Annotated in this window: 25 protein-coding genes and 1 tRNA gene; 11 read left to right on the forward strand and 15 right to left on the reverse strand. The window is 35.2% G+C overall.

Annotated features, from left to right (window positions below; genetic code table 11):
• Window positions 1-119 precede the first annotated feature (119 nt).
• The 3 genes from FNW21_RS16305 to FNW21_RS08265 all read right to left on the reverse strand — a co-directional run bounded on the left by FNW21_RS16305 (window position 120) and on the right by FNW21_RS08265 (window position 1416).
• Complete coding sequence (locus FNW21_RS16305; RefSeq protein WP_185963904.1) at window positions 120-287, reverse strand: hypothetical protein; 168 nt, start codon at window positions 285-287, stop codon at window positions 120-122.
• Between the two features lie 39 nt (window positions 288-326).
• On the reverse strand, window positions 327-497 hold the full coding sequence (locus tag FNW21_RS16310; RefSeq protein ID WP_185963905.1) for a hypothetical protein: 171 nt from the start codon (window positions 495-497) through the stop codon (window positions 327-329).
• 845 nt (window positions 498-1342) lie between these two features.
• Window positions 1343-1416 (reverse strand) — tRNA-Met (locus tag FNW21_RS08265).
• A gap of 153 nt (window positions 1417-1569) precedes the next feature.
• On the opposite strand from FNW21_RS08265, the gene FNW21_RS08270 reads away from it, so the two are divergent.
• Both FNW21_RS08270 and FNW21_RS08275 read left to right on the forward strand, forming a co-directional pair.
• Window positions 1570-1962, forward strand: coding sequence for an START-like domain-containing protein (locus FNW21_RS08270; RefSeq protein ID WP_144256266.1), 393 nt, complete (start codon window positions 1570-1572; stop codon window positions 1960-1962).
• 56 nt (window positions 1963-2018) lie between these two features.
• Window positions 2019-2855 carry an aminotransferase class IV gene (locus FNW21_RS08275; RefSeq protein ID WP_144256267.1) on the forward strand — a complete coding sequence of 279 codons (837 nt, stop codon included), beginning with the start codon at window positions 2019-2021 and terminating at the stop codon, window positions 2853-2855.
• Here FNW21_RS08275 and FNW21_RS08280 read toward each other — a convergent pair.
• From FNW21_RS08280 to FNW21_RS08300, 5 genes are all read right to left on the reverse strand, one after another.
• Window positions 2852-3412 (reverse strand): YqgE/AlgH family protein, encoded by a 561-nt coding sequence (locus FNW21_RS08280; protein ID WP_144256268.1) that lies wholly within the window; start codon window positions 3410-3412, stop codon window positions 2852-2854. The two genes, FNW21_RS08275 and FNW21_RS08280, sit on opposite strands and share 4 nt — an antisense overlap.
• Window positions 3413-3530: 118 nt before the next feature.
• Window positions 3531-3803, reverse strand: a complete 273-nt coding sequence (locus FNW21_RS08285; protein WP_144256269.1) for an HU family DNA-binding protein — start codon at window positions 3801-3803, stop codon at window positions 3531-3533.
• Between the two features lie 176 nt (window positions 3804-3979).
• On the reverse strand, window positions 3980-4927 hold the full coding sequence (gene fmt, locus FNW21_RS08290; protein WP_144256270.1) for a methionyl-tRNA formyltransferase: 948 nt from the start codon (window positions 4925-4927) through the stop codon (window positions 3980-3982).
• Window positions 4927-6822 carry a RecQ family ATP-dependent DNA helicase gene (locus tag FNW21_RS08295; protein WP_144256271.1) on the reverse strand — a complete coding sequence of 632 codons (1896 nt, stop codon included), beginning with the start codon at window positions 6820-6822 and terminating at the stop codon, window positions 4927-4929. The genes fmt and FNW21_RS08295 overlap by 1 nt, the downstream gene beginning before the upstream one ends.
• A 49-nt stretch (window positions 6823-6871) precedes the next feature.
• The gene (locus FNW21_RS08300; RefSeq protein ID WP_144256272.1) at window positions 6872-7411 is read right to left on the reverse strand and encodes an AAA family ATPase; all 540 of its coding nucleotides are present in this window, start codon (window positions 7409-7411) and stop codon (window positions 6872-6874) included.
• Between the two features lie 268 nt (window positions 7412-7679).
• On the opposite strand from FNW21_RS08300, the gene FNW21_RS08305 reads away from it, so the two are divergent.
• From FNW21_RS08305 to FNW21_RS08320, 4 genes are all read left to right on the forward strand, one after another.
• Window positions 7680-7976 (forward strand): DUF493 family protein, encoded by a 297-nt coding sequence (locus FNW21_RS08305; RefSeq protein ID WP_144256273.1) that lies wholly within the window; start codon window positions 7680-7682, stop codon window positions 7974-7976.
• A 2-nt stretch (window positions 7977-7978) separates the two neighbouring features.
• Complete coding sequence (locus FNW21_RS08310) at window positions 7979-8701, forward strand: DUF4290 domain-containing protein (RefSeq protein WP_144256274.1); 723 nt, start codon at window positions 7979-7981, stop codon at window positions 8699-8701.
• Window positions 8702-8784: 83 nt separating this feature from the next.
• On the forward strand, window positions 8785-10095 hold the full coding sequence (murA, locus tag FNW21_RS08315) for a UDP-N-acetylglucosamine 1-carboxyvinyltransferase (RefSeq protein ID WP_144256275.1): 1311 nt from the start codon (window positions 8785-8787) through the stop codon (window positions 10093-10095).
• Window positions 10096-10193: 98 nt separating this feature from the next.
• Window positions 10194-11060 (forward strand): cation diffusion facilitator family transporter, encoded by an 867-nt coding sequence (locus tag FNW21_RS08320; RefSeq protein ID WP_144256276.1) that lies wholly within the window; start codon window positions 10194-10196, stop codon window positions 11058-11060.
• Between the two features lie 166 nt (window positions 11061-11226).
• Here FNW21_RS08320 and FNW21_RS08325 read toward each other — a convergent pair whose 3' ends face one another.
• Complete coding sequence (locus FNW21_RS08325) at window positions 11227-13716, reverse strand: DUF5686 and carboxypeptidase regulatory-like domain-containing protein (protein WP_144256277.1); 2490 nt, start codon at window positions 13714-13716, stop codon at window positions 11227-11229.
• Between the two features lie 174 nt (window positions 13717-13890).
• Window positions 13891-14304 carry a type II 3-dehydroquinate dehydratase gene (aroQ, locus tag FNW21_RS08330; RefSeq protein WP_144256278.1) on the reverse strand — a complete coding sequence of 138 codons (414 nt, stop codon included), beginning with the start codon at window positions 14302-14304 and terminating at the stop codon, window positions 13891-13893.
• Between the two features lie 394 nt (window positions 14305-14698).
• Here aroQ and FNW21_RS08335 point away from each other — a divergent pair, with 394 nt between their 5' ends.
• The 3 genes from FNW21_RS08335 to FNW21_RS08345 all read left to right on the forward strand — a co-directional run bounded on the left by FNW21_RS08335 (window position 14699) and on the right by FNW21_RS08345 (window position 18004).
• A complete protein-coding gene (locus tag FNW21_RS08335; RefSeq protein ID WP_144256279.1) occupies window positions 14699-15316 on the forward strand; it encodes a porin family protein in 618 nt (205 codons plus the stop codon).
• Window positions 15317-15394: 78 nt separating this feature from the next.
• Window positions 15395-16291, forward strand: coding sequence for a site-specific tyrosine recombinase (locus FNW21_RS08340; RefSeq protein WP_144256280.1), 897 nt, complete (start codon window positions 15395-15397; stop codon window positions 16289-16291).
• 207 nt (window positions 16292-16498) lie between these two features.
• Window positions 16499-18004, forward strand: a complete 1506-nt coding sequence (locus tag FNW21_RS08345; RefSeq protein WP_144256281.1) for a sensor histidine kinase — start codon at window positions 16499-16501, stop codon at window positions 18002-18004.
• A 120-nt stretch (window positions 18005-18124) separates the two neighbouring features.
• Here the strand turns inward: FNW21_RS08345 and FNW21_RS08350 are convergent, their stop codons facing one another.
• The 5 genes from FNW21_RS08350 to FNW21_RS08370 all read right to left on the reverse strand — a co-directional run bounded on the left by FNW21_RS08350 (window position 18125) and on the right by FNW21_RS08370 (window position 22805).
• On the reverse strand, window positions 18125-18949 hold the full coding sequence (locus tag FNW21_RS08350; RefSeq protein ID WP_144256282.1) for a sulfurtransferase: 825 nt from the start codon (window positions 18947-18949) through the stop codon (window positions 18125-18127).
• On the reverse strand, window positions 18946-19500 hold the full coding sequence (locus tag FNW21_RS08355) for an RBBP9/YdeN family alpha/beta hydrolase (protein WP_144256283.1): 555 nt from the start codon (window positions 19498-19500) through the stop codon (window positions 18946-18948). Before FNW21_RS08355 ends, FNW21_RS08350 begins: the two co-directional genes overlap by 4 nt.
• A 1-nt stretch (window position 19501) precedes the next feature.
• Window positions 19502-20326 (reverse strand): alpha/beta hydrolase, encoded by an 825-nt coding sequence (locus FNW21_RS08360; protein WP_144256284.1) that lies wholly within the window; start codon window positions 20324-20326, stop codon window positions 19502-19504.
• Between the two features lie 251 nt (window positions 20327-20577).
• Window positions 20578-20958, reverse strand: a complete 381-nt coding sequence (locus tag FNW21_RS08365; protein WP_144256285.1) for a PUR family DNA/RNA-binding protein — start codon at window positions 20956-20958, stop codon at window positions 20578-20580.
• Between the two features lie 68 nt (window positions 20959-21026).
• The gene (locus FNW21_RS08370; protein WP_144256286.1) at window positions 21027-22805 is read right to left on the reverse strand and encodes an ABC transporter ATP-binding protein; all 1779 of its coding nucleotides are present in this window, start codon (window positions 22803-22805) and stop codon (window positions 21027-21029) included.
• A gap of 354 nt (window positions 22806-23159) precedes the next feature.
• Between FNW21_RS08370 and nusB the strand changes: the two genes are divergently transcribed.
• Together nusB and yajC are read left to right on the forward strand one after the other, a co-directional pair.
• Window positions 23160-24071, forward strand: a complete 912-nt coding sequence (gene nusB, locus FNW21_RS08375; protein ID WP_144256380.1) for a transcription antitermination factor NusB — start codon at window positions 23160-23162, stop codon at window positions 24069-24071.
• 54 nt (window positions 24072-24125) lie between these two features.
• Entirely contained in the window at window positions 24126-24398 is a 273-nt protein-coding gene (yajC, locus tag FNW21_RS08380) for a preprotein translocase subunit YajC (RefSeq protein WP_144256287.1), read from the forward strand.
• Window positions 24399-24431 lie beyond the last annotated feature (33 nt).

Consider the following 24431-nt stretch of genomic DNA (forward strand, 5'->3'; position numbering starts at 1 on the left):
ATCATTAAAAAATATAGTATTCCAACTGGCGATATATGTCTGCAAGATTGGGAAAAAGTTATACAGATGCTAAATGAAAAGTCACTTATTGGATTGTTGTGATGTAAATTTATTTTTGTTTACTCTCGTTTGTTGGCACAGTTTGCTTCCCGAAAGCTTTCGGGATTGCTATTCCAACAAGAGATATTTAGTGCATATCCTAGCGATTTGGGTTCGTCTTGAAGCTCTTTCCAGTTGTAGTTATACTTGTAAGCTTTTACAAAGTTGCTATTGTGTAATAAGAACATCCATTTCTCTAAATCCTAACGATTAAAACGTGATGTTTTTCATTTAGAAATATTATTATTTCTAGTATAATAAGCAATCATTGCCTGAAAAAATTTACTGATAGACAAAGCGCCTAATACTTGAATAAAACATTCAAAAGCTTTCTTTCCTCTTTTTGGAAATGCCATAACCATTGATGTTAGTATCAGAATAAATTCAAAACTATTCATAATTATTTTTTTTAAATTATATATCACTCGTTTACAAATTGAAGAATCATTTACTTTATTAATGGTTAAAACATTTAACTTTTCTCCTTTGCAAAGGTAATTTTGGGCTTTAAAATAAAATAGGACACAAAATTTCCATCTGTAAATTGAAGAATCTTTATATAAATTGCGGGTTACATTATGTAACTTTCTTATATGCTAAAGTAATTTTGAGGCTTAAAATAGAAAAGGACATAAAATTTCAGAGTATTGAAAAATAAAAAAAGCAACAAATCAAATACTTATGATTTATTACTTCATTCTTAAAAGTTGAGATTGTAGATTTTATAGGGGTTGCGAGGGGGACAAATCGGGCAAAAATTTTTTGTCTTTTTTGAAAACTCACAATGGGTATAAACTAAAAAACCTATCAAACTAATGATAGGTTTTGATACAATGTTTTTAAATCCGTGCATTGAAAATCAATTATTTTTTTCTGAACTTTTGGACGGTTTCAACGAGGGTGTATTACCTTGTGTACATTTGTTGTCAAGCTGACGTTGGTCTGGTTTCCCCGATTGCTCGGATTTAAAATAAATCTTATCGTTTACTGATAGCGCAGAAATTTTTTATGTGCCCGTTCCAACAGTAAACTAAAATAAATCTACTTTAAAACACTTTCTTTAAACGCAAAAAAAATAATCTCTTTTCTGGAGTTAGTTTTTTGTTTTGCGTTGCTCTTATTTTTGGTTCCAATCGCAATAGACTATTGTTTTCTAATGCTAGGATTAGTAATCAACTGAATTTGATTTTTTTTTTTAAACTAAAAAACCCTCAAACAATTGCTGTTTAAGGGTTTATTTTTGTAGCGAAGACGGGAGTTGAACCCGTGACCTCAGGGTTATGAATCCTGCGCTCTAACCGACTGAGCTACCTCGCCATAATCAAGACAATTACTGTCTCTGATTGCGGGTGCAAATATAAAAATAATATTAGAGTTGGCAAGCAAATTTAAAGAAAAAAAAATATTTTTATAAATCCTTTTTTTTAGTAATAATAAGCTCTATATTTCACAAAAAATTAAAGGCAGCTCATGGATTTAAAAATACGGTACGAAATTGAATTTCCTATAAATTCTTCTCCACAATTATTATATCAATATATTTCTACTCCTTCTGGTTTGTCGGAGTGGTTTGCAGATAATGTGAACTCACGTGGTGAGTTTTTTACTTTTATTTGGAATGATTCCGAAGAAAAAGCAAGACTTGCTTCCAAAAAAACAGGCGAAAAAGTAAAGTTTAAATGGGTTGATGAAAACAATAAGGATACCGAATATTTTTTTGAATTGCATATTTTAGAAGATGAGTTAACCAAAGACGTTTCGTTGATGGTTGTTGATTTTGCCTACGATGAAGAAGTTACTGAAGCCAAACAGCTTTGGGAAAATCAGGTTTCAGATTTAAAACATCTAATTGGTTCCGTATAACGGTATTTCTATTTTATAACTTATATTTGCCCTAAACTAAATTTAGGGCTTTTTTTATGATAAATTGCAACGGAACAATAGTGTCTCAAGAATCGGATATTTTACATTCAAACCGCGCTTTTTTGTATGGTGACGGTGTTTTTGAAACAGTAAAAATAGTTAACAATACCATTTTGTTTTTAGAAGACCATTATTTTAGGTTAATGGCTGCTATGCGTGTGGTACGAATGGAAATTCCAATGAATTTTACCATGGAATACCTGGAGGAACAAATTCTTTTGACGGCGCAACATAATTCGTGTATGGCATCGGCTAGAGGTAGAATTACGGTGTATCGCAATGATGGCGGATTCTATTTGCCAGCGACCAATACGGTTTCTTTTTTGATTCAAACTCAAGCTCTTGCTACTACAGCTTATTTTTTAGAAAAAAAGAAATATGAAGTGGATTTGTACAAGGATTTTTATGTAACCAAGCAATTGCTTTCGTCCATTAAAACGACTAATAAAATGATTAATACCATTGGAAGTATTTTTGCTGACGAAAATGGTTTAGACAATTGTATTTTGTTGAATGATAGCAAAAATGTTGTTGAGGCCTTGCAAGGAAATATTTTTATGCGCACAAGCAATTCCTTAATCACGCCGCCAGTTTCCGAAGGTTGTTTGAATGGGGTTATGAGAAGGCAAATTTTGGCTTTGGCCAAAAAACATACTTCGCTTGAAGTTATCGAGGCAATAATCTCTCCTTTTGATTTACAAAAAGCAGATGAATTGTTTATTACCAATGTGATAAAAGGCATACAACCCATTACGCATTATCGTAAAAAAACATTCGAAACCACTACGGCAGATGCGTTGTTGGAGCAATTGAATGCTAGTATCGCTTTTTAATTCAAATACGGATTTTCGGGTGCATTAGACCAAATAAGATAGTCGCCACCGAGTTCCATTATTTGTTCTTTCCAGAAATGAGTGGTCGATTTGCCTATGATTTTATTATCATAGCTGTTTTTGGTAATAATCCAAGAGTTGCCTTGCATTTCTGTTTCGAGTTGGTTTTCGTCCCAACCGGTGTATCCTAGAAAGAAACGAATGTTTTCTTTGCCAATTTCACCATTATTAATGAGTTCTTTGGTTGATTCAAAATCGCCTCCCCAATAAATTCCATTAGAAATTTCGATACTGTTTGGTATTAATTCAGGAATATTGTGGATGAAATATAAATTATCTTGCTCAACTGGTCCACCATTGTATATCTTAAAACTAGATTCAATTTCAGGAATTAAATCGTTGATGGTATATTTCAAAGGTTTATTGATGATAAAGCCTATTGAGCCTTCAGCATTATGATCGGCTAATAAAATTACAGATCTATTGAATGATAAATCTCCAATTATAGAAGGCTCTGCTATAAGAAGATGTCCTTTTTTTAATTTTTCTGAAATCATACGGCTCTATTTTTTATTAAATTTAGCGATATTTTTTTTAATCTACCAAATAAAATCGTTTAAATGCAAAAAAAAACCTTCCGTGAGGAAGGTTTAATTTATAGTATAGCAAACTGGATTAGTTTACAGCTCCTTCTAAATCTGCACCGGCTTTGAATTTTACCACATTTTTAGCTGCGATTTGAATTGTATTTCCTGTTTGAGGGTTTCTACCATCTCTTGCAGCTCTTGCTGAAACTGACCAAGATCCAAAACCTACTAAAGATACTTTTCCACCTTTTTTCAAAGTGCCACCTACATTTCCTAAAAATGATTCTAAAGCTAATTTTGCAGCAGCTTTTGTAATTCCTGCATCAGCAGCGATAGCGTCGATTAATTCTGATTTGTTCATAATAATAGTTATTAATTGTTGGTTAAAAATTGTTAATAGACAAATTTAATGGGAAATCCGTTCCTTGCAAGCGTTTTTGTTATTTTTAGCTGGTTTTGTTGATAACTTGTTTTATTTGTTCATAAAACCATGAATTTTCATTCAAAAAACACGATTAACTCCCGTGTTTCCTACTGTTAATGCGCTTTTGCTTGGGGTGTAAAAGTGACTCCATTTAATAATTCGGATGTTGTCATTCTCTTTTTTCCAGGGAATTGTAAACTCAACACCTGAATAAATCCGTTTTCAACTGCTATTTTAATTTCTTTTTTGGTACAAAAAAGACTTCCAATTGCTAGTTCGTGGGGTTCTAAAACTAGTATGGCGGCATATATTTTGACCGCAAATTCCTGCTCTTTATCGGTAATATAACACCAAGCTGCCGGATACGGACTCAATCCTCGAATCAAATTGTAAATTGTAGTCGCCGATTTTGTCCAGTCGATTTTGCAATTTTCTTTATTTAATTTAAAGGCCGTTTTAATATCGGGCGTATCGTTTTGAATGGTGGTGGTTGCTTTTTTGTTTTCGATTAGGGTTAGCGTTTCTAGCACGGTTTGACTTCCTAAAAGCATCAATCGATCGTGAAGTGAACCTGCATCTTCGGTCGCGTCAATAGTTATTTTGGAACTCAAAATCATAGCTCCCGTATCAATTTTGTCATCGATAAAAAATGTGGTAACTCCGGTAGTGGTTTCTCCATTGATAATAGCCCAATTTATAGGAGCTGCTCCACGATAATCAGGAAGTAGCGACGCGTGTAAATTGAAGGTGCCCAATGCGGGCATTGCCCACACTACTTTGGGCAACATTCTAAAGGCTACAACAATTTGTAAATTGGCATTTAATGCTTTTAATTCAGTCAAAAAAACCTCGTCTTTTAAATTAGTAGGTTGTAATAAGGGGAGGTTGTTTGCTAATGCGTAGTCCTTTACTGCCGAAAATTTTATTTTTTGACCACGTCCAGCTGGTTTGTCTGCAGCTGTAATTACTCCTACTATAGTATAGTTTTTTTGGATTAAAGTATCGAGAATTCCCACTGCAAAATCTGGGGTTCCCATGAATATAATTCGTAATTTTTCCATTATGATTTTAGCGTATATTTATTATTAGGTTGTATTATTAGTTTATTATTTTCTAATAATTCTTGCAAGACAAAGATAACATCGTCAGCGGTATTCTTGGTGTTATTTTGAATTTCTCTGGAGCTTAAAGCTTCTTTTTCTAAAAGTTCCAGAATTGTTTTGGTAAGCAAGTTGTAATTGGTTTTTTTAGCCGTTTTAGTTATACAATAGGAGCAAATGCCACAGTTTTTGGTTGCTTTTTCGCCAAAATAGTCTAAAATCAAAGTGCTTTTACAAGTCTTTTTTTCATTGATGTAAAAAAGAACAGCATCTAATTGTGCTATTTTTAATCGATTTTGTTTCTCTAAATATTTGGCCACACGGTTAATGGTGCGCTCGTCCTCCCGAACTTCATTAAAAATAATTGTGGCATCATTATTTTTGGCATGATAATCAATGATTTCTTTTTCTTTTAATCGTGCTAAAACGGCTTGTATTTCGGCTTCTTTATGATTTGATTTTTTGGCAATTAAAGAGAGGTTGAAGGCTGTTTGCATTTCGTAAATTCCGGGATAGGTTCGCAAAATGGCTAAAATAATTTCCTCATCGTTCGGGTTTAAACTCATATACCGAATCACTTCTTTGGAAGAAATTAAAAATTGTAATGTTATTTTTTCTGAAAATTCTTGTGATAAACTCAAAATTCCCTGACGGTCTAAAAACTGAATTGCAGTATAGGTTTTGAGTATTGGGAAACTGTATTTTTGACAAAAATGATTCAAATTAAAAGTAAACTGCTCGTTAATTCCTTCGCCATAAGCGATTTGGAAATAGGTGCACAGTTTAATATAAATCGTTTTTAAGAAATCTGTGTTGGGTAAAATAGTCAAAAACTGACTTTTGGCTTGTAGTGCATCCGAGGGACTGGTGAGTAAAACGGCAAATGCTTTTTCGCCATTTCGTCCCGCACGTCCTGCTTCTTGGTAATAATTCTCGATGTTCTCGGGGTATTGAATGTGAAGTACCGTTTTTACATTGGCCTTGTCAATTCCCATCCCAAAAGCATTGGTCGCCACAATAACTTGTGCTTCTTCGTTCATCCAAAGCTGCATGTTTTTGTCTTTTTCTTTTGGCGAAAGCCCACCATGATAATAGGTAGCTTTGAAATTTAGACTGTTTAATTGAGCCGCAATGTCTAAACAAGATTTTCTATTGCGAACATAAAGTATGGAGGATTCTGGATTTTTTTTTAAAATTTGTTGAATTCGGTGGAGCTTGTCTTCGACTTCAAAAACCATATAGGCAATGTTATTTCTGGCAAAGGATTGCTGAAAAAATTGTGGTTTTTGCAACTGCAATTGCGCTACAATATCGTCTTTTACTCTTGCGGTTGCTGTGGCTGTCAAGGCCAAAAATGGAATTTTAGGAAAATGCTTTTTCAGTTCCGAAATTTTCAGGTAAGCGGGTCTAAAGTCATGTCCCCATTGCGATACACAATGCGCCTCGTCGATAGCGATCAAATTAATAGGCAGATTTTTTATACGTTCCAAAATCCAATCCGATTGCAACCGCTCTGGAGAAAGGTATAAAAACTTGTAATTTCCAAACTGGCAATTGTCCAGTAAATCGATCATTTCCTCGGAGCGTATGCTGCCAGTAAGCGCAACGGCTTTGATGTCCCGTTTTTGTAAATTGGCAACTTGATCCTTCATCAAGGCGACCAATGGCGAAATGACAAGGCAAATCCCTTCTTGCATCAGAGCTGGAATTTGAAAACAAATTGATTTTCCGCCGCCTGTTGGCAGCAATGCAAAGGTGTCCTGTCCGCTCAAAACCGAATTGATTATATCGTTTTGTAAAGGTCGGAATGCGTCGTGTTTCCAGTATTTTTTTAAAATTCCTAATGCCTCTTGCATACAGTACAGTTTGGGTTGGAAGTAGCAATCCTAAATTTGATTTCGTTCCTTACTGATAAATTTTATCCAAAATAAAATCAATTCGGTTTGCGACACTATCTTTTGGAACTTCAATAAGTTCGTATCCATAACTTTCATAGGTAGCCACTAGATGCGCATCAATAGTTGTGGCTTGTTCAAAGTTTTCGTAACGTTCGCCATCGCTGGTATAAATTTCCTCCCAAGGCGGTAAAATAAATATTTTGGAGTATTTGTATTCTTGGCAAGCGGTTTCAAAATCAGCGGGATACGGATCGCCAATGTAATTCATATAAGCCAAAACATCAGGGATTCCGCGGTCTATGAAAACAATATTTGAGGATTCGGAAACCGCATTTTCATATTGTTTTTTTCGTCCTTCCAGAAGTTTGGTGCTAAACAGCAAGGGATTTTCTAGAAAGAGCTGGTCAATTCCTTCTTTTTGAGCTTCTAGGGTAACTTGCCTAGAAATTTCGGGATAACAGCAATAGCCTTTATCCTCTAATTGGGTTATAATAGTGCTTTTTCCGGTTCCGGGACCGCCAATGATAACTATAATTTCTTTTTGCACATTTGTCAAATAAGGGACAAATTTACCGAAACTTTTTGGGATTTGAAAATGAATTTTTCAAGCTACATTTTGGAAGAAATGGGTTTTAAAAGGCTTCTTTTAAAAAAAAAGATTTTAAAAACACTAAATTAGGAGTTAAATCATATTTTAGTATTTGTGTCGAGTAATCAATTTTAAAAAAAATACGAAAACAGCAATCGTAATTCTATCCCGAAAGTTTTCGGGACTAAAAGCAATACTGTATATTTGCTTTTATTTTAATTTAAAAATGGATAACGATAAAGAAAGAGAAGCCTTTGAGTTTTACGAAAGGTTAAAAGTGGAGTTGGATAACAGTAATACTTGGCCAGCAGCATATTTATTCAAATTTATTGTGCCTACAGTTGATGACAATGTAGATCGAGTTGAAAATGCTTTTAATTGTATGGGAGCTGTAATCAAAACCACAAAGTCAAAAACTGGAAAATTCACCAGCATTTCTATAGATGCTACCGTGAAAAATGCACAAGAAGTTGTTGATAAATACCGAGAAGTAGCTACAATAGAAGGTATAGTTTCCCTATAAATATGATCGAAAAATATAAAAAAGAAGTGGCCAATGATGTGGTCTTTAATTTAGAATATAATTCTGAAAGGCAGCATTTAATTATACCTGAATATGGTCGTCATTTGCAAAAATTGATTGAGCAAGCTACCGCTATTACGGATGGCGAAGAGCGCAATAAAGCGGCAAAATACATCATTCAAGTCATGGGAAGTTTGAATCCTCACTTGCGGGATGTGCCAGATTTTCAACATAAATTGTGGGATCAGCTTTTTATCATGTCTGATTTTAGATTAGATGTTTCCTCGCCTTATCCTATTCCGTCTCGTGAGGTGCTGCAACTCAAACCAGAAATTTTGCAATACCCACAAAATTTCCCTAAATACCGGTATTACGGCAACAATATAAAGTACATGATTGATGTTGCCAATAAATGGGAAGATGGCGATATGAAAAGTGCCTTGGTAAAAGTGATTGCCAACCACATGAAAAAATCGTATTTGAGTTGGAACAAAGATACCGTCAAAGACGACGTTATTTTTGAACATTTATATGAATTGTCAGACGGAAAATTGAATCTAATTCAAAGTACCGAAGAGCTTTTGGGAACCACGGATTTATTGCGAACCAATAAGCGAGTGTCGAATAAAATTTCGCCGGCTGGTCCGCCAAAAATTCAAAGCAACAAGAATGCAAAACTCGGAAAAACTCCGATTCACAAAAATCAAAATAGAAAACCGCTTTAGATTTAATTAGGTGCTTACAGGTAATCCTTTGCCCGCAAACGCTAATTTAAAAATCATAAAATCATAAAACGCAAATCAAAAAAATGGGAATTTTCAAAATCGAAGGTGGTATTCGACTTAAAGGAGAAATCACACCACAAGGCGCAAAAAACGAAGCATTACAAATATTATGTGCAGTGCTATTGACACCTGAAAAAGTTACAATCACTAATATTCCAGATATTATTGATATCAATAAATTGATTACGCTTTTAGGAAATCTAGGTGTAAAAATTCAAAAAACAGGTGCAGGTGCCTATACTTTTCAAGCCGATGAAGTCAATGTAGGCTATCTAGAAACCGAGGCTTTCAAAAAAGAAGGTGGTTCGCTTCGTGGTTCCATCATGATTGTTGGGCCATTGCTAGCGCGTTTTGGGAAAGGATATATTCCAAAACCAGGTGGAGATAAAATAGGTCGCCGCAGATTAGACACCCATTTTGAAGGATTTATTAATTTAGGAGCCAAATTTAGATACAATCGCGAAGACCATTTCTATGGCGTAGAAGCACCCGATGGACTTACAGGTTCGCACATGTTGCTGGATGAAGCATCGGTAACTGGAACGGCTAATATTGTTATGGCTGCAGTTTTGGCCAAAGGGCAAACAACAGTTTACAATGCTGCTTGTGAACCCTATTTGCAACAATTGTGCAAAATGTTGAACGCCATGGGAGCTACTATTACCGGTGTAGGTTCTAATTTATTGACCATTGAAGGAGTAGAGCGTTTAGGCGGTTGTGAACATAGAATTCTTCCTGATATGATTGAAATAGGATCATGGATTGGTTTAGCCGCCATGACCCGAAGCGAAATTACTATTAAGGACGTAAGCTGGGATAATTTAGGTGTAATTCCTAGTGTTTTTAGAAAACTAGGAATTACATTGGAACGACGAGGTGATGACATTTACATTCCAGAACACAATGATGGGTACGAAGTAAAAACCGATATTGATGGTTCTATACTAACCATTGCCGATGCGCCTTGGCCAGGATTTACACCTGATTTATTGAGTATCATATTGGTCGTTGCAACTCAAGCCAAAGGGGATGTTTTGATTCACCAAAAAATGTTTGAAAGCCGCCTGTTCTTTGTGGATAAACTAATAGATATGGGAGCCAAAATTATGCTTTGCGATCCACATAGAGCCGTGGTAATGGGGCATGATTTTAAATCAGAACTCAAAGCAACCACGATGTCCTCGCCAGATATTAGAGCGGGAATCTCCTTGTTGATTGCGGCGCTTTCGGCCAAAGGAACAAGTACGATTCAAAATATTGAGCAAATTGATAGAGGATATGAGCGCATAGACGAACGATTACGTGCTATTGGAGCTAATATAGTAAGAGCTTAATTTTAAAATTCTTACCCAAAAAAATCGTTTAAATTAAAGGTTGTCACTAGCGTGCAAAATTTAATTTAAACGATTTTTAATTTAAATAAAAAAACACAATGACTAACGAGCAAACTGCTGTCAAAGCCACCTATTTTAGTATTATTGGAAATACACTATTGGCCATTATCAAGGGATTGGCGGGACTTTTTGGGAACTCCTATGCCTTAATTGCTGATGCAATAGAATCGACAACTGATATTTTCTCCTCCTGTTTGGTCTTGTTTGGAATCAAATATTCCAATAAACCTGCCGATGAAAACCATCCCTATGGGCATGGTCGTGCCGAGCCATTGGTCACGTTTCTTATCGTTGGTTTTTTGATTACCTCGGCAACAATTATAGCTTATGAAAGTATTAGTAACATTCAAACGCCACATGAACTGCCTAAATCGTGGACACTTTATGTTCTGGGAATTATAATTTTATGGAAAGAATACTCGTTTCGGGTAGTCATGAAAAGGAGTAAAGAGACCAATAGTTCGTCGCTAAAAGCGGATGCTTGGCACCACCGCAGCGATGCTATTACCTCGATTGCTGCTTTTATAGGCATCGCTATTGCTTTGATTTTAGGAAAAGGATACGAATCTGCCGATGATTGGGCTGCTCTTTTTGCTTCGGGATTTATATTGTATAATAGCTATTTGATTTTTCGACCTGCTTTGGGAGAAATCATGGATGAGCATTTGTACGATGATTTAGTAGAGGAAATTAGAGTGATTTCGTTGACCGTTACTGGGATTATAGGCACCGAAAAATGCTTCATTCGCAAAGCAGGAATGCAATACCATGTTGATTTGCATGCTAGAGTAGATGCTACTATAACAGTAAAAGAGGGACATGATATTGCACACCATCTTAAAGATACCTTGCGATTAGAGATTCCTCAAATTGGGCATGTTTTGATTCACATAGAACCGAATTAAAAATCGAAATTCTTTTGGCTTACAATGGGCTGCGTGAGGGATAGAAGTAATCCGCCATGCGGAGCGTATAGCCCGACCGCATTTATAAAAGGCGCAACTGAGCAGTTACTCGAGAGCGCCTTTTATAAATGGGGTCACGCCCAAATGGAAAAAATAATCCTGTTTTTTATTCTAATATATTTAGGAATTTAAGACCAAAAACGATTCCGTCTCCTTTAAAACCGTTTTGATAGGATCGAACATAATCCAAACGGAGCATCTTGAATTTTCCAAAACCAAGATTGTCTAAACCAATGCCGACTTCGTTGTAAGGTTTAGTGTTAGGGACGGATAGATTGTGGTATCCTAAAATTAAATTGGTCTTTAAAAGATTTAATAACGGAATTTTATTCATTATAAAGCCTTTGTCGTTGTACTCTGAATGAAATTCAAAATAGGCATCATTAGTACTATTGCTGTAATAAGGGAGTAAATTAAATACATTTAGGTACTGATCCGTTTGTCCAATATGGGTTTGATTGCCGTTGAAATGCTTGTAATCGATGAAAGAAATATTTTGAGCATTAAAAAATTTTCCTGCTTTGAGATTGATTCCCACATTGCCTTTGTTAGCTAATGAAACGTCATATATAATGCGAGTGGCAAGGTAATCATAGTTGTAATTCTTGTCGCTTGCGGCAAATGCTTTTTCATAACTCAATAGTAGGGTTGGGTATTTTGGGTTGCGAATGTTAAACCTTCCGTCAGGGCGAGAAATGTAGGTGTTCCCAAAATTGATGCGCCCCATCAGATTTAGTTTTGTTAGATGGTGGTTGGTAAATCCTGCATTTAGATAATCGCTTGGATCCAAAGGGTTGTTTGAAGTATAGGAATCATCACTTTTTAGAACGGTATAAGCGGTGGTATTAAAGAGTGGTTTTCGTTGTGAATATTCGATACGAGCAGTTAGATTAACCCCATTTGCAATGTCCTGACCAAAGGAAGCTTGCACAAACTCTTTGTTATACAATTTCATAAAGTTGTTCTTGAAGAACAAGGTGCTAACTGAATTTATCAAATTGCTTATTGGCTTAGCATCATTGAATTGATTGATGCTAGAGCCACCACTTACTGCCATGTAGGCATAGTTTTGATTGTTAAAACGGTGGCTGAAATTGCCTATTACTCGTAGCCTGTTTTCAGAAAAACCATAATTAAAAGTGGTATTTATGGTGGTGTTTTTCCCAGTTTCATCGTTCCATTTTCTATATGAAAAGCCAGAGTCTAGGTTGAATCCCTGCACGGTATTAAAACTCAATGAGCTAATATTTAGCAATCCATCATAGTTAAAGGACTGCTTTTTATAACTGTTTGTATAGGTGTATCCTAAAATGGGATCTTGTAATTTGAACCTGTTGTTTTTTTTATCGATAGAGTCTAAATAGACTTTTGAGTTATGTAGGGTTTGAACGCTGTCTTTCTTGATGTAATCCGTGTTTTCTTCTTCGGTGAGTGGAATTGGGCGATTGGTGTTCCAGAATGCCTCTTCTTTTTTGTTAGCATTGGTTTCTATACTTACGATTTCGTTACCAAAAGTATTTTTTTCAAAAGCGGTAACAAACTCATAATTGCTAAACACATAATTAAATTTTCCCGAAAACTTAATTCCAAATGCCCCTGCTGAAAAAGCGATACTTTGGCTGTTTTTAGACCAAATTTTAGTATTAGAATTATAGTTGAAGTTTTGTTTCACCGTCATTATTTGGGTAAATTCATCGTTCATTCGATACCCCTTTATGTCTAAATCTACCGCATAAAGCGACCAGCTATCCTCAACAATATAAATATATCCTTCAAAAACGGGTTCTTTATCTCGTTTTGCAATTACTTTGACTTTATTTATTAACTGGTTGTTTTCGTCCATAAACGTGCTTTCAAGTTTGTATTTGTAATAGTTGAGGGCATTACTGGCAATGGGCGAAATCATTTTGGTGTCAAAATTCAGGGTGTTTTCATAAAAATCATAATTGGAGGATTTCGCTGTATTATAGCTATAGCCTTTGTCGTTTCCAGAAATTTTGGAAGCTATAATTTTTTCTTTAAAGTTATTGGGTTTTTCAAAGGTTATTTTAGAAACAGTTTCTGATAGGTATAAAATTCCAGTTCCAGTTGAATCTAAATTAGATTCCAATTGATCGCCAATATTTACCTTCATGCCTAATATTTTTTTAGGCAAATTTTTTATTTTTAGAAGTCCTCGAGAATAAAAGTCAGCAATAAAACGAGCTGTTTTTGCACCGTTTTCTTTTCTAGCTGCAATAGCACTTTTTATAATTGCATTGGCAGGATTCTCCTTGGTGTTAATGACCACTTCGTTTAGAGTGTAACTTTCTTCGGAAAGCTGAATGTCTAATTGTAAAAGATTTTTGTCAAGAAGAATGTTCTTTTTCAGCGTTTTATACCCCAAATATTGAAAAATAACAGTATGATTTCCTTCCTTTTTAAGATTCAATTCATACTTTCCTTGTTCGTTTGAGGTGGTTCCTGTATACGTATTTTCTTCGAATACAGTAACAAAAGGAAGCGGATTGCCTTTGAGATCAGTAATAGTTCCTTTTACTTGAGCAGAACAAATGGTAACAAAAAGCAAAGGCAAAACGATGTATTTTTCTTTCATATTTAATTTTTTTCAAATAAAGATTTTTTACCGCAACCGAATAGAATTCAGTACTATAATTTTTTGTTAAACTATGTTATTTGAAAAAAAGTGATTTGTAGGAGCTTTTTAGATTTGGTATTTCATTTGTAGAATAGGTTTTATACTATTTTAGCAGAGCCAAAATGGATTGATTTACAAAAACGATTGTACCGCTAATTCATAGCTTTTCATGCCAAAACCTAGAATAACTCCTTTGGCATTTCCTGAAATATACGATTGATGTCTGAAACTTTCTCTGGAGAAAGTATTCGAAATATGTACTTCGACCACTGGAGTTGTAACGGCTTTTACGGCATCGCCTATGCCTATTGAGGTATGTGTATAGGCACCTGCGTTGAGAATAATACCATCAAAGGCGAAACCAAATTCTTGAATTTTACCTATTAATTCGCCCTCAATATTGCTTTGGAAATAAGTAAAGTCAACGTGCGGAAAAGTATTTTTAAGGATTTCTAAATAATCCTCAAAAGTTTGACTTCCATATATTTCGGGTTCTCTTTTTCCTAGTAAGTTTAAGTTGGGGCCGTTGATGATGCAAATTTTCATAATTTCTATTTTGGTAAAAATAAAAAAAGCAATTTATAAAAATGATTTTTGAAAGAAATAATTCCTAGTTTTTTTATTGAATCAAAAAAAATTTTGGTTTACAGTGCAAATGGTTTTGCCTCTTTGGATTTACTTCTGGAGTTTTTATAATATGTCATCGCATCATTTTGAAGTTTATACTTGTTAATTTTTAAGCGTTTTCAAAAATAAATAAAAATCACTAAATATAGTGATAGATTTTTTTTTAGTCAATTGAAAATGAGTTTATTGTCAAATTGTTTTTGGTGGTTGTTTTCCTGTTTTTTTTTGATTTAGTAACGATTCGGTAATGGTATTTATTTTTTATTTAACAAGAATTAGCATAATATTGCCGCTTAAATTTAACAAAACAAAAATGAAAAAAATTATTTTAGCAGCAGTTGCTGTATTGGTATTTGGAACTGTAAATGCACAAAAAGCTAAATTTGGAATCAAAGCAGGTTTGAATCTTGCGAACCAGTCCTTTACGGGAATTTTTGAACCAAGTACATCTGCAACAACAGGTTTTAATGTTGGTGGTTTTGTAGCAATTGATGTTGCTGATAAGCTTGTATTTCAACCGGAATTACTTTATTCTACACAAGGTTCAAAATTTGATCAGCAAATAGTAATAGACGGTGTTAATTATGTTGTAGCTACTCAATTTAAACTAGCGTATTTGAATGTTCCTTTGATGATGAAATATTATGCGGCTGAAAAGTTTAGTTTTGAAGCTGGACCGCAAATTGGTTTTTTGACTTCTGCGAAAATAAAGGCTTCATATAATGGTAATTCTAATGAGCAAGACGCAAAAGATGGTTTTAAATCTATTGATTTTGGTGTTAATTTTGGTTTGGGGTATGATTTTTCTAAAAATATTTCACTTGGAGCGCGTTATAATTTAGGATTGTCAAACACCGCTGATACCGATCCTGGAGAAGATGTTAAAATAAAAAATAATGTTTTTTCAATTTCTTTGGGATATAAATTCTAATCAATTTTTTAAACAAAACACAACCCTTTGCAGTAGCAAAGGGTTTTTTTATGCCCAAAAATAACGTTACTTTGTATTATGAATTGGGAAAGTTACATAAAAAGCTATCAATCGTATTTAAAAATTGAGCGGGGTTTGTCAGCAAACACGATTGCTAATTATTGTTTTGATATAGAGCGGTTGTGCCTTTTTTTGGAACAAAATAATATAGCCATTTCACCAGTTAAAATCAAGGCAGAGACGCTCCAAGAATTTATTTATCAGGTCTCCAAAGAGGTCAATCCTAGGTCTCAAGCACGAATAATTTCAGGATTGAAAAGTTTTTTTAAGTACTTATTATTCGAAGAGTACAGGACGGATAGTCCATTAGAATTGATAGAATCGCCCAAAATGGGACGTAAACTTCCAGATACATTGGCCGTTGCCGAGATTGATGCGCTTATTGCCGCAGTAGATTTATCCTCGAACGAAGGCGAACGCAATCGCGCTATGCTGGAAACACTTTATGGATGCGGACTTCGGGTTTCGGAGTTGGTGGCGTTGAAAATTTCCGACTTGTTTTTTGAAGAAGGATTTGTTCTGATTACAGGGAAAGGAAACAAACAACGCTTTTTGCCTATAGGATTGCTAAATCAAAAATACATTACCATTTATAAAGAAAACAGTAGGACCGAAATCCCAATTCAAAAAGTTGCAGAAGACACGCTCTTTTTGAACCGAAGAGGAAAACCATTGACACGTGCCATGATTTTTACAATTATAAAACAGTTAGCAGTCAAAATTGATTTACAAAAAAAAATTAGTCCACATACTTTTCGGCATTCTTTTGCTACACATCTTCTAGAGAATGGTGCTGATTTGCGCTCTATTCAACTTATGCTTGGTCATGAATCGATAACTACTACAGAAATTTATGTTCACTTGGATCGAAAATATTTGGCACAAGTACTGAATACGTTTCATCCTCGAAAATAATTTTTCTTAATTTTTAATTTTTAAGTTAGTATTGTAACAATAATTTGTATATATTGTATTCATCAAACATAAGGAATGCTTTAAAATATTTAGACTTATATTGATAAATTCGTATAAAAATATTTAATAAATTAGAGATGTCGAATGCTATTCACAGTTTATTATTTTAATCTAATTTAGCGGTAATGCTCTTAAAAAAGTCTTGTTATGGTTTTTAATCTATCAAAAAAAGCGACCCAACTTGAGTCGGATACTATTTATAAAAAATTGTTAGCCGAGATTCCAGATTTGATATTTCAATTTATTGTTACGCCTAGTGATGATTATTTTTTTCCAATTATAAGCGACTCTATTTTCGAAATTTTCGAATTAACGCCTGAGGATTTGAATAGAGATTCGATGAATGCTGTTTATGATAGAATTTTGGATAAAGACCGGGATTTATTTCTGGAATCATACACTTTGGCACGAGCCAATTTAGAGCGTTGGGAACTAGAGTTTCGGATTTTTGTACCCATAAAAGGGGAGCGTTGGTTAAAAGTTTCCTCAAAATCCGAGTTGCAATCCGATGGTGCGATTACTTTTTACGGACGAATTTCGGATATTACCGATAAAAAAGAACAAGACTTGCGACTCAAAATTTCGGAAGCGAGATTTCAATTTGCCCTTGAGGCGTCTACAGCTGGTGTTTGGGATTGGGATTTGAAATCAAATGATGTTTTTTATTCTTCGCAATCTATGAAAATTTTAGAGGTAGATGCTATGGATGTATTTGATACACCTGAACGATGGGATGAAATGGTACACAGTGATGATTTAGAAAACTATTATTCAGATATTCAAAATCATTTTCAAAATAAAATTCCTTATTATGAAAATCAGCATCGGGTTTTAACGTCAAAAGGAGAATACAAATGGATTCTTGACCGAGGAAAAGTAATCGAGAGAGATGAATTAGGAAATCCTTTGCGTGTTATAGGAACTCATACGGATATCTCGGCTCAAAAACAAAAAGAATTAGAACTCCAAAAAACAATGGAGTTGTATGCGGAACAAAATAGTAGGTTATTGAATTTCTCGTACATCGTTTCTCATAATTTGAATACCCATGCAGGAAATATTAAGTCCATTCTAGATTATATTGATAAGGAAGAAACCTTTGATGGAAAAGAGGAAATGTTAGCTCATTTACGGACAGTTTCAAATGATTTGAATAGAACGATTCGTAATTTAACTAAAATTGTAGCTATTCAAAACAATGAAACAATTTTCAAAGAACCCTTACAATTGCAGTATTATATTGATAAAATTGCTGCTATCATCAATATTAACGATGAGAAAATTAAGATTATCAACACCGTTTCGGATTTAGTTTTTGTTAATTTTAATCCAGCCTATCTAGAAAGTATTTTGTTGAATTTTATTACTAATGCTATAAAATATGCACATCCTGATCGATTTCCTAGTATTGAGTTCCGTTTTGAAACTAGTAAATTTGTTTTGGCTATTTCGGATAATGGTTTAGGAATTGATTTAGATAAATATGGTGATCAGTTGTTTGGGATGTATAAAACGTTTCACAAGAATGAAGATGCACAGGGAATAGGATTGTATATTACCAAAAATCAAATTGAGGCTATGAACGCAAGTATTGACGTGACCAGCGAAATAGCAGCGGGGACAACTTTCGAAATTTTTTTTGATAATAAATAAATTGGATAAGTAGCAATTGAGTTGCTACTTATCCAGTTTCCAAATAAAGTATTGTTTCTTTAAACGAATATCTTCCTGTTTGGGTTAATAGGAATGATAGTTTATGAATGATTTTTGGTATTATGCACCCTTCTCAATAGGCAAATCGCTAGAACCCCATTCCGTCCAGGAGCCATCATAAACAGCTTTTGGATTGTCCGAAACTAATTCGCAGGCCAATAAAACGATACAAGCAGTAATTCCAGAACCGCAAGTAAAGAGTAAAGGTTGTCCGTTTAGGTTTAGGATTTCTTTTAGCTCGGCTGTCGATTTGTATTTTCCGTCTTGTTGCAAGGCTGTAAAAGGAATATTTATGGAATCTGGAATATGACCACTTTTTAAACCAGCTCTTGGTTCTTCTAGTGTACCTTCGAAACGATCAGCTGATCTAGCATCTATAAGTACCGCTTTTTTTGTAGTACTGTTTTCTAGAATTTGCTCTTTATTTTTGATTGAATCGGGTTGTAGTTTGGCTTCAAAATTTCCTTTTTCATGCTTTTTTTGTTCTTGATTTTCAGTAGGATAGCCTTCTTTAATCCAAGCTGGGAGGCCGCCGTCTAGTACAAAAACAGTTGCATGTCCCATGGCTTTAAACATCCACCACGCTCTTGGGCTCGAATACACTCCTACCGTATCATAAACTACAATTATGCTGTTGGTGTTGATGCCTAATTTTTGACTTCCGAGCGTAAATTGTTCTTCGGTAGGGAACGTGTTGGGCAAGGGATTTGTCGTGTCGCTAAAATTGTTTTTAATATCAAATAGGCGAGCACCTTTTATTTGTACATCAGGATTTTGATTGTCAAGATTGGCTTGATTTTGTTCCAAACGGGCGTCAAGGACAATGATATTTTCGTCATTCAAATGGCTGTTGAGCCAAGCTGCGGTAACTATAGGATGTGTCATTTTGTAGGGTTTATTTGTGCTATTAATTGGTTTAAAAACTGTTGCCCTTCCTCCCAAAAGGCAAGGTCGGAATCCGAGTTGATGTGTCCTTCATATCCAATATTTATAAAAGTACTTCCCCATTTTTTGGCCAAAAATTGTACTCTTTCTGGGGCGCAATAGGTGTCGTTTTCGGTACCAATAACTATAGCGGGAAAAGGCAATTTGTCAGTTGGAATGGGTGCAAAATTCCTTAAAAAATCGGGTGTGTGATCAGGTGAATCCACATCGGCGGGTGCGACTAATAATGCGCCTATGATGTTTGGATTACTGTTTTGAGCAACCCAATGCAGGACTAGCGAAACCGCAAGGCTGTGTGCTACTAGAATGGTGGGTTGATCCAGTTTATGAATCGTTTGGGTTAGTCGGTTTAGCCATTGATCCAGTTGTGGTTCGTTCCAATTGTCTTGCACTACTTTGGTAGCATTGGGGAATTTTTGTAGCCAAAAATGCTGCCAATGTTTTTCGCCAGAATCACCAAGTCCTGGGATTATGAGTAAATGAGGTATCATTTTAGTTCTTTTTTAAAGCTGATATTCGGAGTACTGCTGCTACAACCAGCGGAAAAGCGGGTTCGGTCATCATGTGACCAAATCCTTGTAATTCATACAAAGTGGTTTCCTTGTGTCCTGCAATTTTCATCATGCGCATGAGGTAGGCGTTTTCTTCATAGCGTCCTAAAAGTTCTTTTTCTCTATCGCCTGTAATGAGTAAAAGTGGCGGCGCATCCGGGCGAACGTGGTACAAGGGCGCAAATTCATCAATTACGGGTTGTGTATCTGGGATGCCTCTTTCTTTTCGAATTTCAAAATGGGTTATGGCTTGACCGCTCAATGGGATTAGTTCCGCAATCGAATTGGCGTCGACACCATTGGTAGCCAACCATTTTTTGTCCAATCCTACCATCAAAGCCAAATAACCGCCTGCCGAGTGTCCAGAAACAACAATCATGGAGGCATCACCGCCATAAGCAGCGCAATTTTTGAAAACCCAAGCTACGGCAGCAGCGGCATCTTCAATACATTTTTGCACCTTTACTTTTGGCGATAATCTATAATTTACGGATACTACGGCAAAGCCTTTGTCTTTCAATCCATCAGGCAGTTCTTTGTTGCCGGAGGTTAAACCGCCTCCGTGAAACCAAATGATAGTGGCAAAACCTTTGGTGTTTTTGGGGTAATAAATATCCAGCACACAGCGTTCTTTTAGGTAGGAATCGGTTTTGGTGACGGATTCTGGGTAATAAGGAATGTTTAATTGGGTGGTATATTCGGTTTTTTGAGCCGAAAGGGAAAGCCCAAAAAGGAGGAAGCAAATGCAAAGTGTGATTTTTTTCATTTGGGTTGATTTTGATGTATAAAAGTACTGTTTTTTGTTCGTTGCGTTCTACTGTTTTTATGAAAAAAAATGTTTTGGCGTAGCCCCGATGGGAGCAAGTATCCTTATGTGCCGGTGTTCGGCACGTAAGATACTGCGTACAGCGGGACAGATTTTTTGGTAGGAACGGACTTTTATGCTACAAAAATGCAAAAAGTCCAAAAATCAAATGACTTTTGGACTTTTTGGAAGTGTAAGTAGGGAATTGTAATCTAAATATCGTCGAAATCAATATCGGTAAACGAGGAAATGGCTGGCAATTCGGTTTCAGCGGTATTTTCGGCAGGATATTCTTTTTTGAAATCTTTTTGATGTCTTTCGGAAATTACCTCTTCGCCTTTGTGGTTCAAAACATAGGAAGTCATGTCGCCTAGAATTTCGGCAAAAGCGGTAAAATCTTCTTTGTACAAATAGATTTTATGTTTCTTGAAGTGGAATGATCCATCTTCTTCGGTAAATTTTTTGCTTTCGGTGATGGTGATGTAATAATCGTCGGCTTTGGTGGCTCTTACATCAAAAAAATAGGTTCGTCGACCCGCTCTTAAAACTTTAGAAAAGATTTCTTCTTTTTCTAACATATCATTTTCTCTCATAATTCTTTCTCTCCATTTTTTATTTAATAGCAATCAAAAATCATAAAAATATATCTATTACGCAACAATTAAAGCAATTCTTTTTCAGAAAGTTGTTTCAAATAGAGTGCTGCATAATAGCCATCTTGATTTATCAATTGATTATGAGAACCTTGTTGGATAATTTTTCCGTCTTCGAGAATGAGGATTCGGTCGGCATTTTTGGCTGATGAAACACGGTGGCTAACAATTATTGTAGTTTTGTCCTTGCAAATTTCGAATAAGTTATTCAAGATGGCTTCTTCGGTTTCGGTATCCACCGCCGAAAGGCAGTCGTCAAAAAGCAGTATTGCTGGATTCTTGATAATGGCTCTAGCAATGGAAACGCGTTGTTTTTGACCGCCAGAAAGGGTGATGCCTCGCTCGCCAAGAATGGTCTCGTATTGCTTGTTGAAATCCATAATGTTGTCGTGAACGACGGCACTTTTGGCAGCTTCGATTACTTGATTGTCGGTGGCGTTTTCGTTGCCAAATTTAATATTGTTTTTGATGCTGTCCGAAAACAAGAAAGCGTCCTGCGGAACAATACCAATGCTGTTGCGCAAATCATATAAGTTTAGGCTCGCTATTTCATGATTGTCAATGCGAATGCTGCCTTGGTTGACATTGTAAAGACGAGAAAGAAGCGATAGAATAGTCGATTTTCCAGAACCTGTTTTGCCCAGAATGGCAATGGTTTCGCCTTTTTTTACCGAAAATGAAATGTTTTGCAATGCCTTAATATTCGTGTCTTGGTAGGTGTAGCTTACGTTTTCAAAACTGATGGCACCATCTATTCGAGATGGATTTGGGTTTTTATTTTGTATTTCGGGAACAATTTTCAGGAATTCGTTGAGTCTTTTTTGCGAGGCTTCGGCTTCTTGAACCATGGAGGAAACCCAGCCCAATGAGGCAACTGGCCAAGTGAGCATGTTGACATATAAAATAAATTCAGCAATGGTTCCAATGCTTTGAATGCTGCCGTTGATGTACATAAGTCCTCCAAAATAAATGACAATCAAGTTGCTAATCCCAATGAGTGCCAGCATTAAAGGACCAAAAAGAGATTGTACTTTGGCTAGATTCAAGCTTTTGCTTTTGCTTTCGTCAGCTAGATCGATGAGGTTGTTTTGCTGTTGGTTTTCTAGTGAGTAGGCTTTGATGACCCGAATTCCAGAGAATATTTCCTGTGTAAAACTGGAAACTTTAGAAAGATATTGCTGAAAAACGGTACTTCGAATGTTGATTTCGGAGCTTAATTTAAAAATGCAATACGATAATATAGGAAGCGGCAATAGGGTATAGAGCGTTAATCGAGGCGATACATTGTACATATATCCTATCACAATAGCAAATCGAATGAAGGTGTTTATGGTGTACATTACCGCTGGACCTACGTACATTCGTACCTTGGAGACGTCTTCGCTGATGCGGTTCATTAAATCTCCCGTGCGGTTTTGCTTGTAGAAATTTTGCGAAAGATTCTCGTATTGTCTAAAAACTTCATTTTTTAAATCAAATTCTACATGGCGGGACATCACAATGAGCGTTTGTCGCATCAAGAAAGTGAGTAGACCTGCAATGATTGTGGTGCCAATAATGAGTAGGACATTATGAACGAGTTCCTCCGTAAAATGAGAAATAACCACTTGTGATTGTCTTTGGGTCTTGGTTAACTTGTCAAATTGTTCAATTGCTTTGAAGGATTTGCTAATGAGTTTTGGGGTAAACAACGAAAATATTTGTGCGATAATCGTGAATATAATGCCTAGTGAAAAACTGTATTTGTATTTAATAAAGTATTTGTTTAAATAACGTAATTCTTTCATTTTTATAAGATATGCGGTGTTGAATTGTTTTTTGTGTTCCTTTTTTTGGGAAGGAAAATAGTAAATACTTCCCTAGTAATAGGATTTTTGTATCGCTTTTGCGCCACGATGTAAATCCTGTTTTCTCCATACAAAGATACAGGTTTTAATACTATTTTATGGTTTTTGATTGGGAGGTGCAATTACTTTTTTTAGTTAAAAATGCAATAAAACGCTACTCCTTACTGCATTAAATAGGGATTGTTAAAAAAAGTGGTTTTAATTTTATTTTAAGCGATGAAATTCTTAATTTTGCAAACTAATTTTTAAAGTTCTTACAAGGTGGTAAACAGAAGACACATTCGGGTAAAAGTCATGCAATCTATTTATGCGATGCATCAAAACGGATCGGATAATCTCGAAAAAGAAGAGAAATTTCTTTTTTACAGTATTGATAATATTCTAGATTTATACCTTATAATGGTAAGTTCATTGATAGAAATTTGCAAAAAAGAAACCATCTTTTTACACCTATCAAGTCAAAAACATCTTGCTACTCCGCAAGAACGCAAACCCAACGAAAAGTTTATAAAAAACAGTATTTTTCAAATTCTCGCCGAAAATAATTCCTTGAGTATTGCCCTTGAAACTAGAAAAATAAACAACTGGGCACTTAACGATGATTACATTATTTTGCTGTTAAATGCTATCAAGGAAAGCAAATTGTATGCGGATTATATGAGCAATACCGTGAACACCTTTGCCGAAGATAAAGCCTTTATTATCGCTGTTTTTACAGAAGTGATTGTTCCTAACGAAAAATTATACGAGTATTTAGAAGACGATAAACTAACTTGGATTGATGATATTCCTGTAGTAAATACACAAATTATCAAACAGTTGGGTAGAATTAAACAAGGCGAAGACGATAATTTTAGAGTGCCAAAATTGTATAAAGACAATGAAGACCGCGATTTTGTGAAAGACTTGTTCCGAAAAACAGTGCTTAACGAAAAAGAATTGGCCAAGGAATACGACGACAAAACACCCAATTGGGACAGTGATCGTATTGCCGAAATTGATACGATTATTCTTAAAATGGCTATTTGTGAATTCTTGAAATTTCCATCTATTCCAGTAAAAGTAACTCTTAACGAATATTTAGAAGTGGCCAAAGAGTATTCTACACCAAAAAGCAGTATTTTTATCAACGGAATTTTGGATAATTTAGTCAAAGAGCTGCAAACCAATAACAGACTTCTTAAAGTGGGACGTGGTTTGATGTAAATTTGAAATTTTAGACATTTAAAAAAAAACAAAAAACAAAAAAGAATTAAAATTATGGGAAATTACACATTGTATATTCAGTTAGCATTAATGTTTGTAGTAATCTATTTCTTTATGATTAGACCACAACAAAAGAAAGCAAAAAACGAAAAAGAATTCGAAAGTGCCTTGAAAGTGGGAGACAAAATTATAACCAAAAGCGGTCTTCATGGTAAAGTATCTGAATTGGCAGCTACCACAGTGGTTATCGAAACGATGTCAGGAAAATTGAAAATGGAACGCTCCGCTATTTCTATGGAAATGAGTGCTGCATTGACTAAAAAATAGTATTTCATATACCATTTAAAATGTAAAAAGTCC

Source organism: Flavobacterium restrictum (assembly GCF_007097245.1).
GTDB classification, from domain to species: Bacteria; Bacteroidota; Bacteroidia; order Flavobacteriales; family Flavobacteriaceae; genus Flavobacterium; species Flavobacterium restrictum.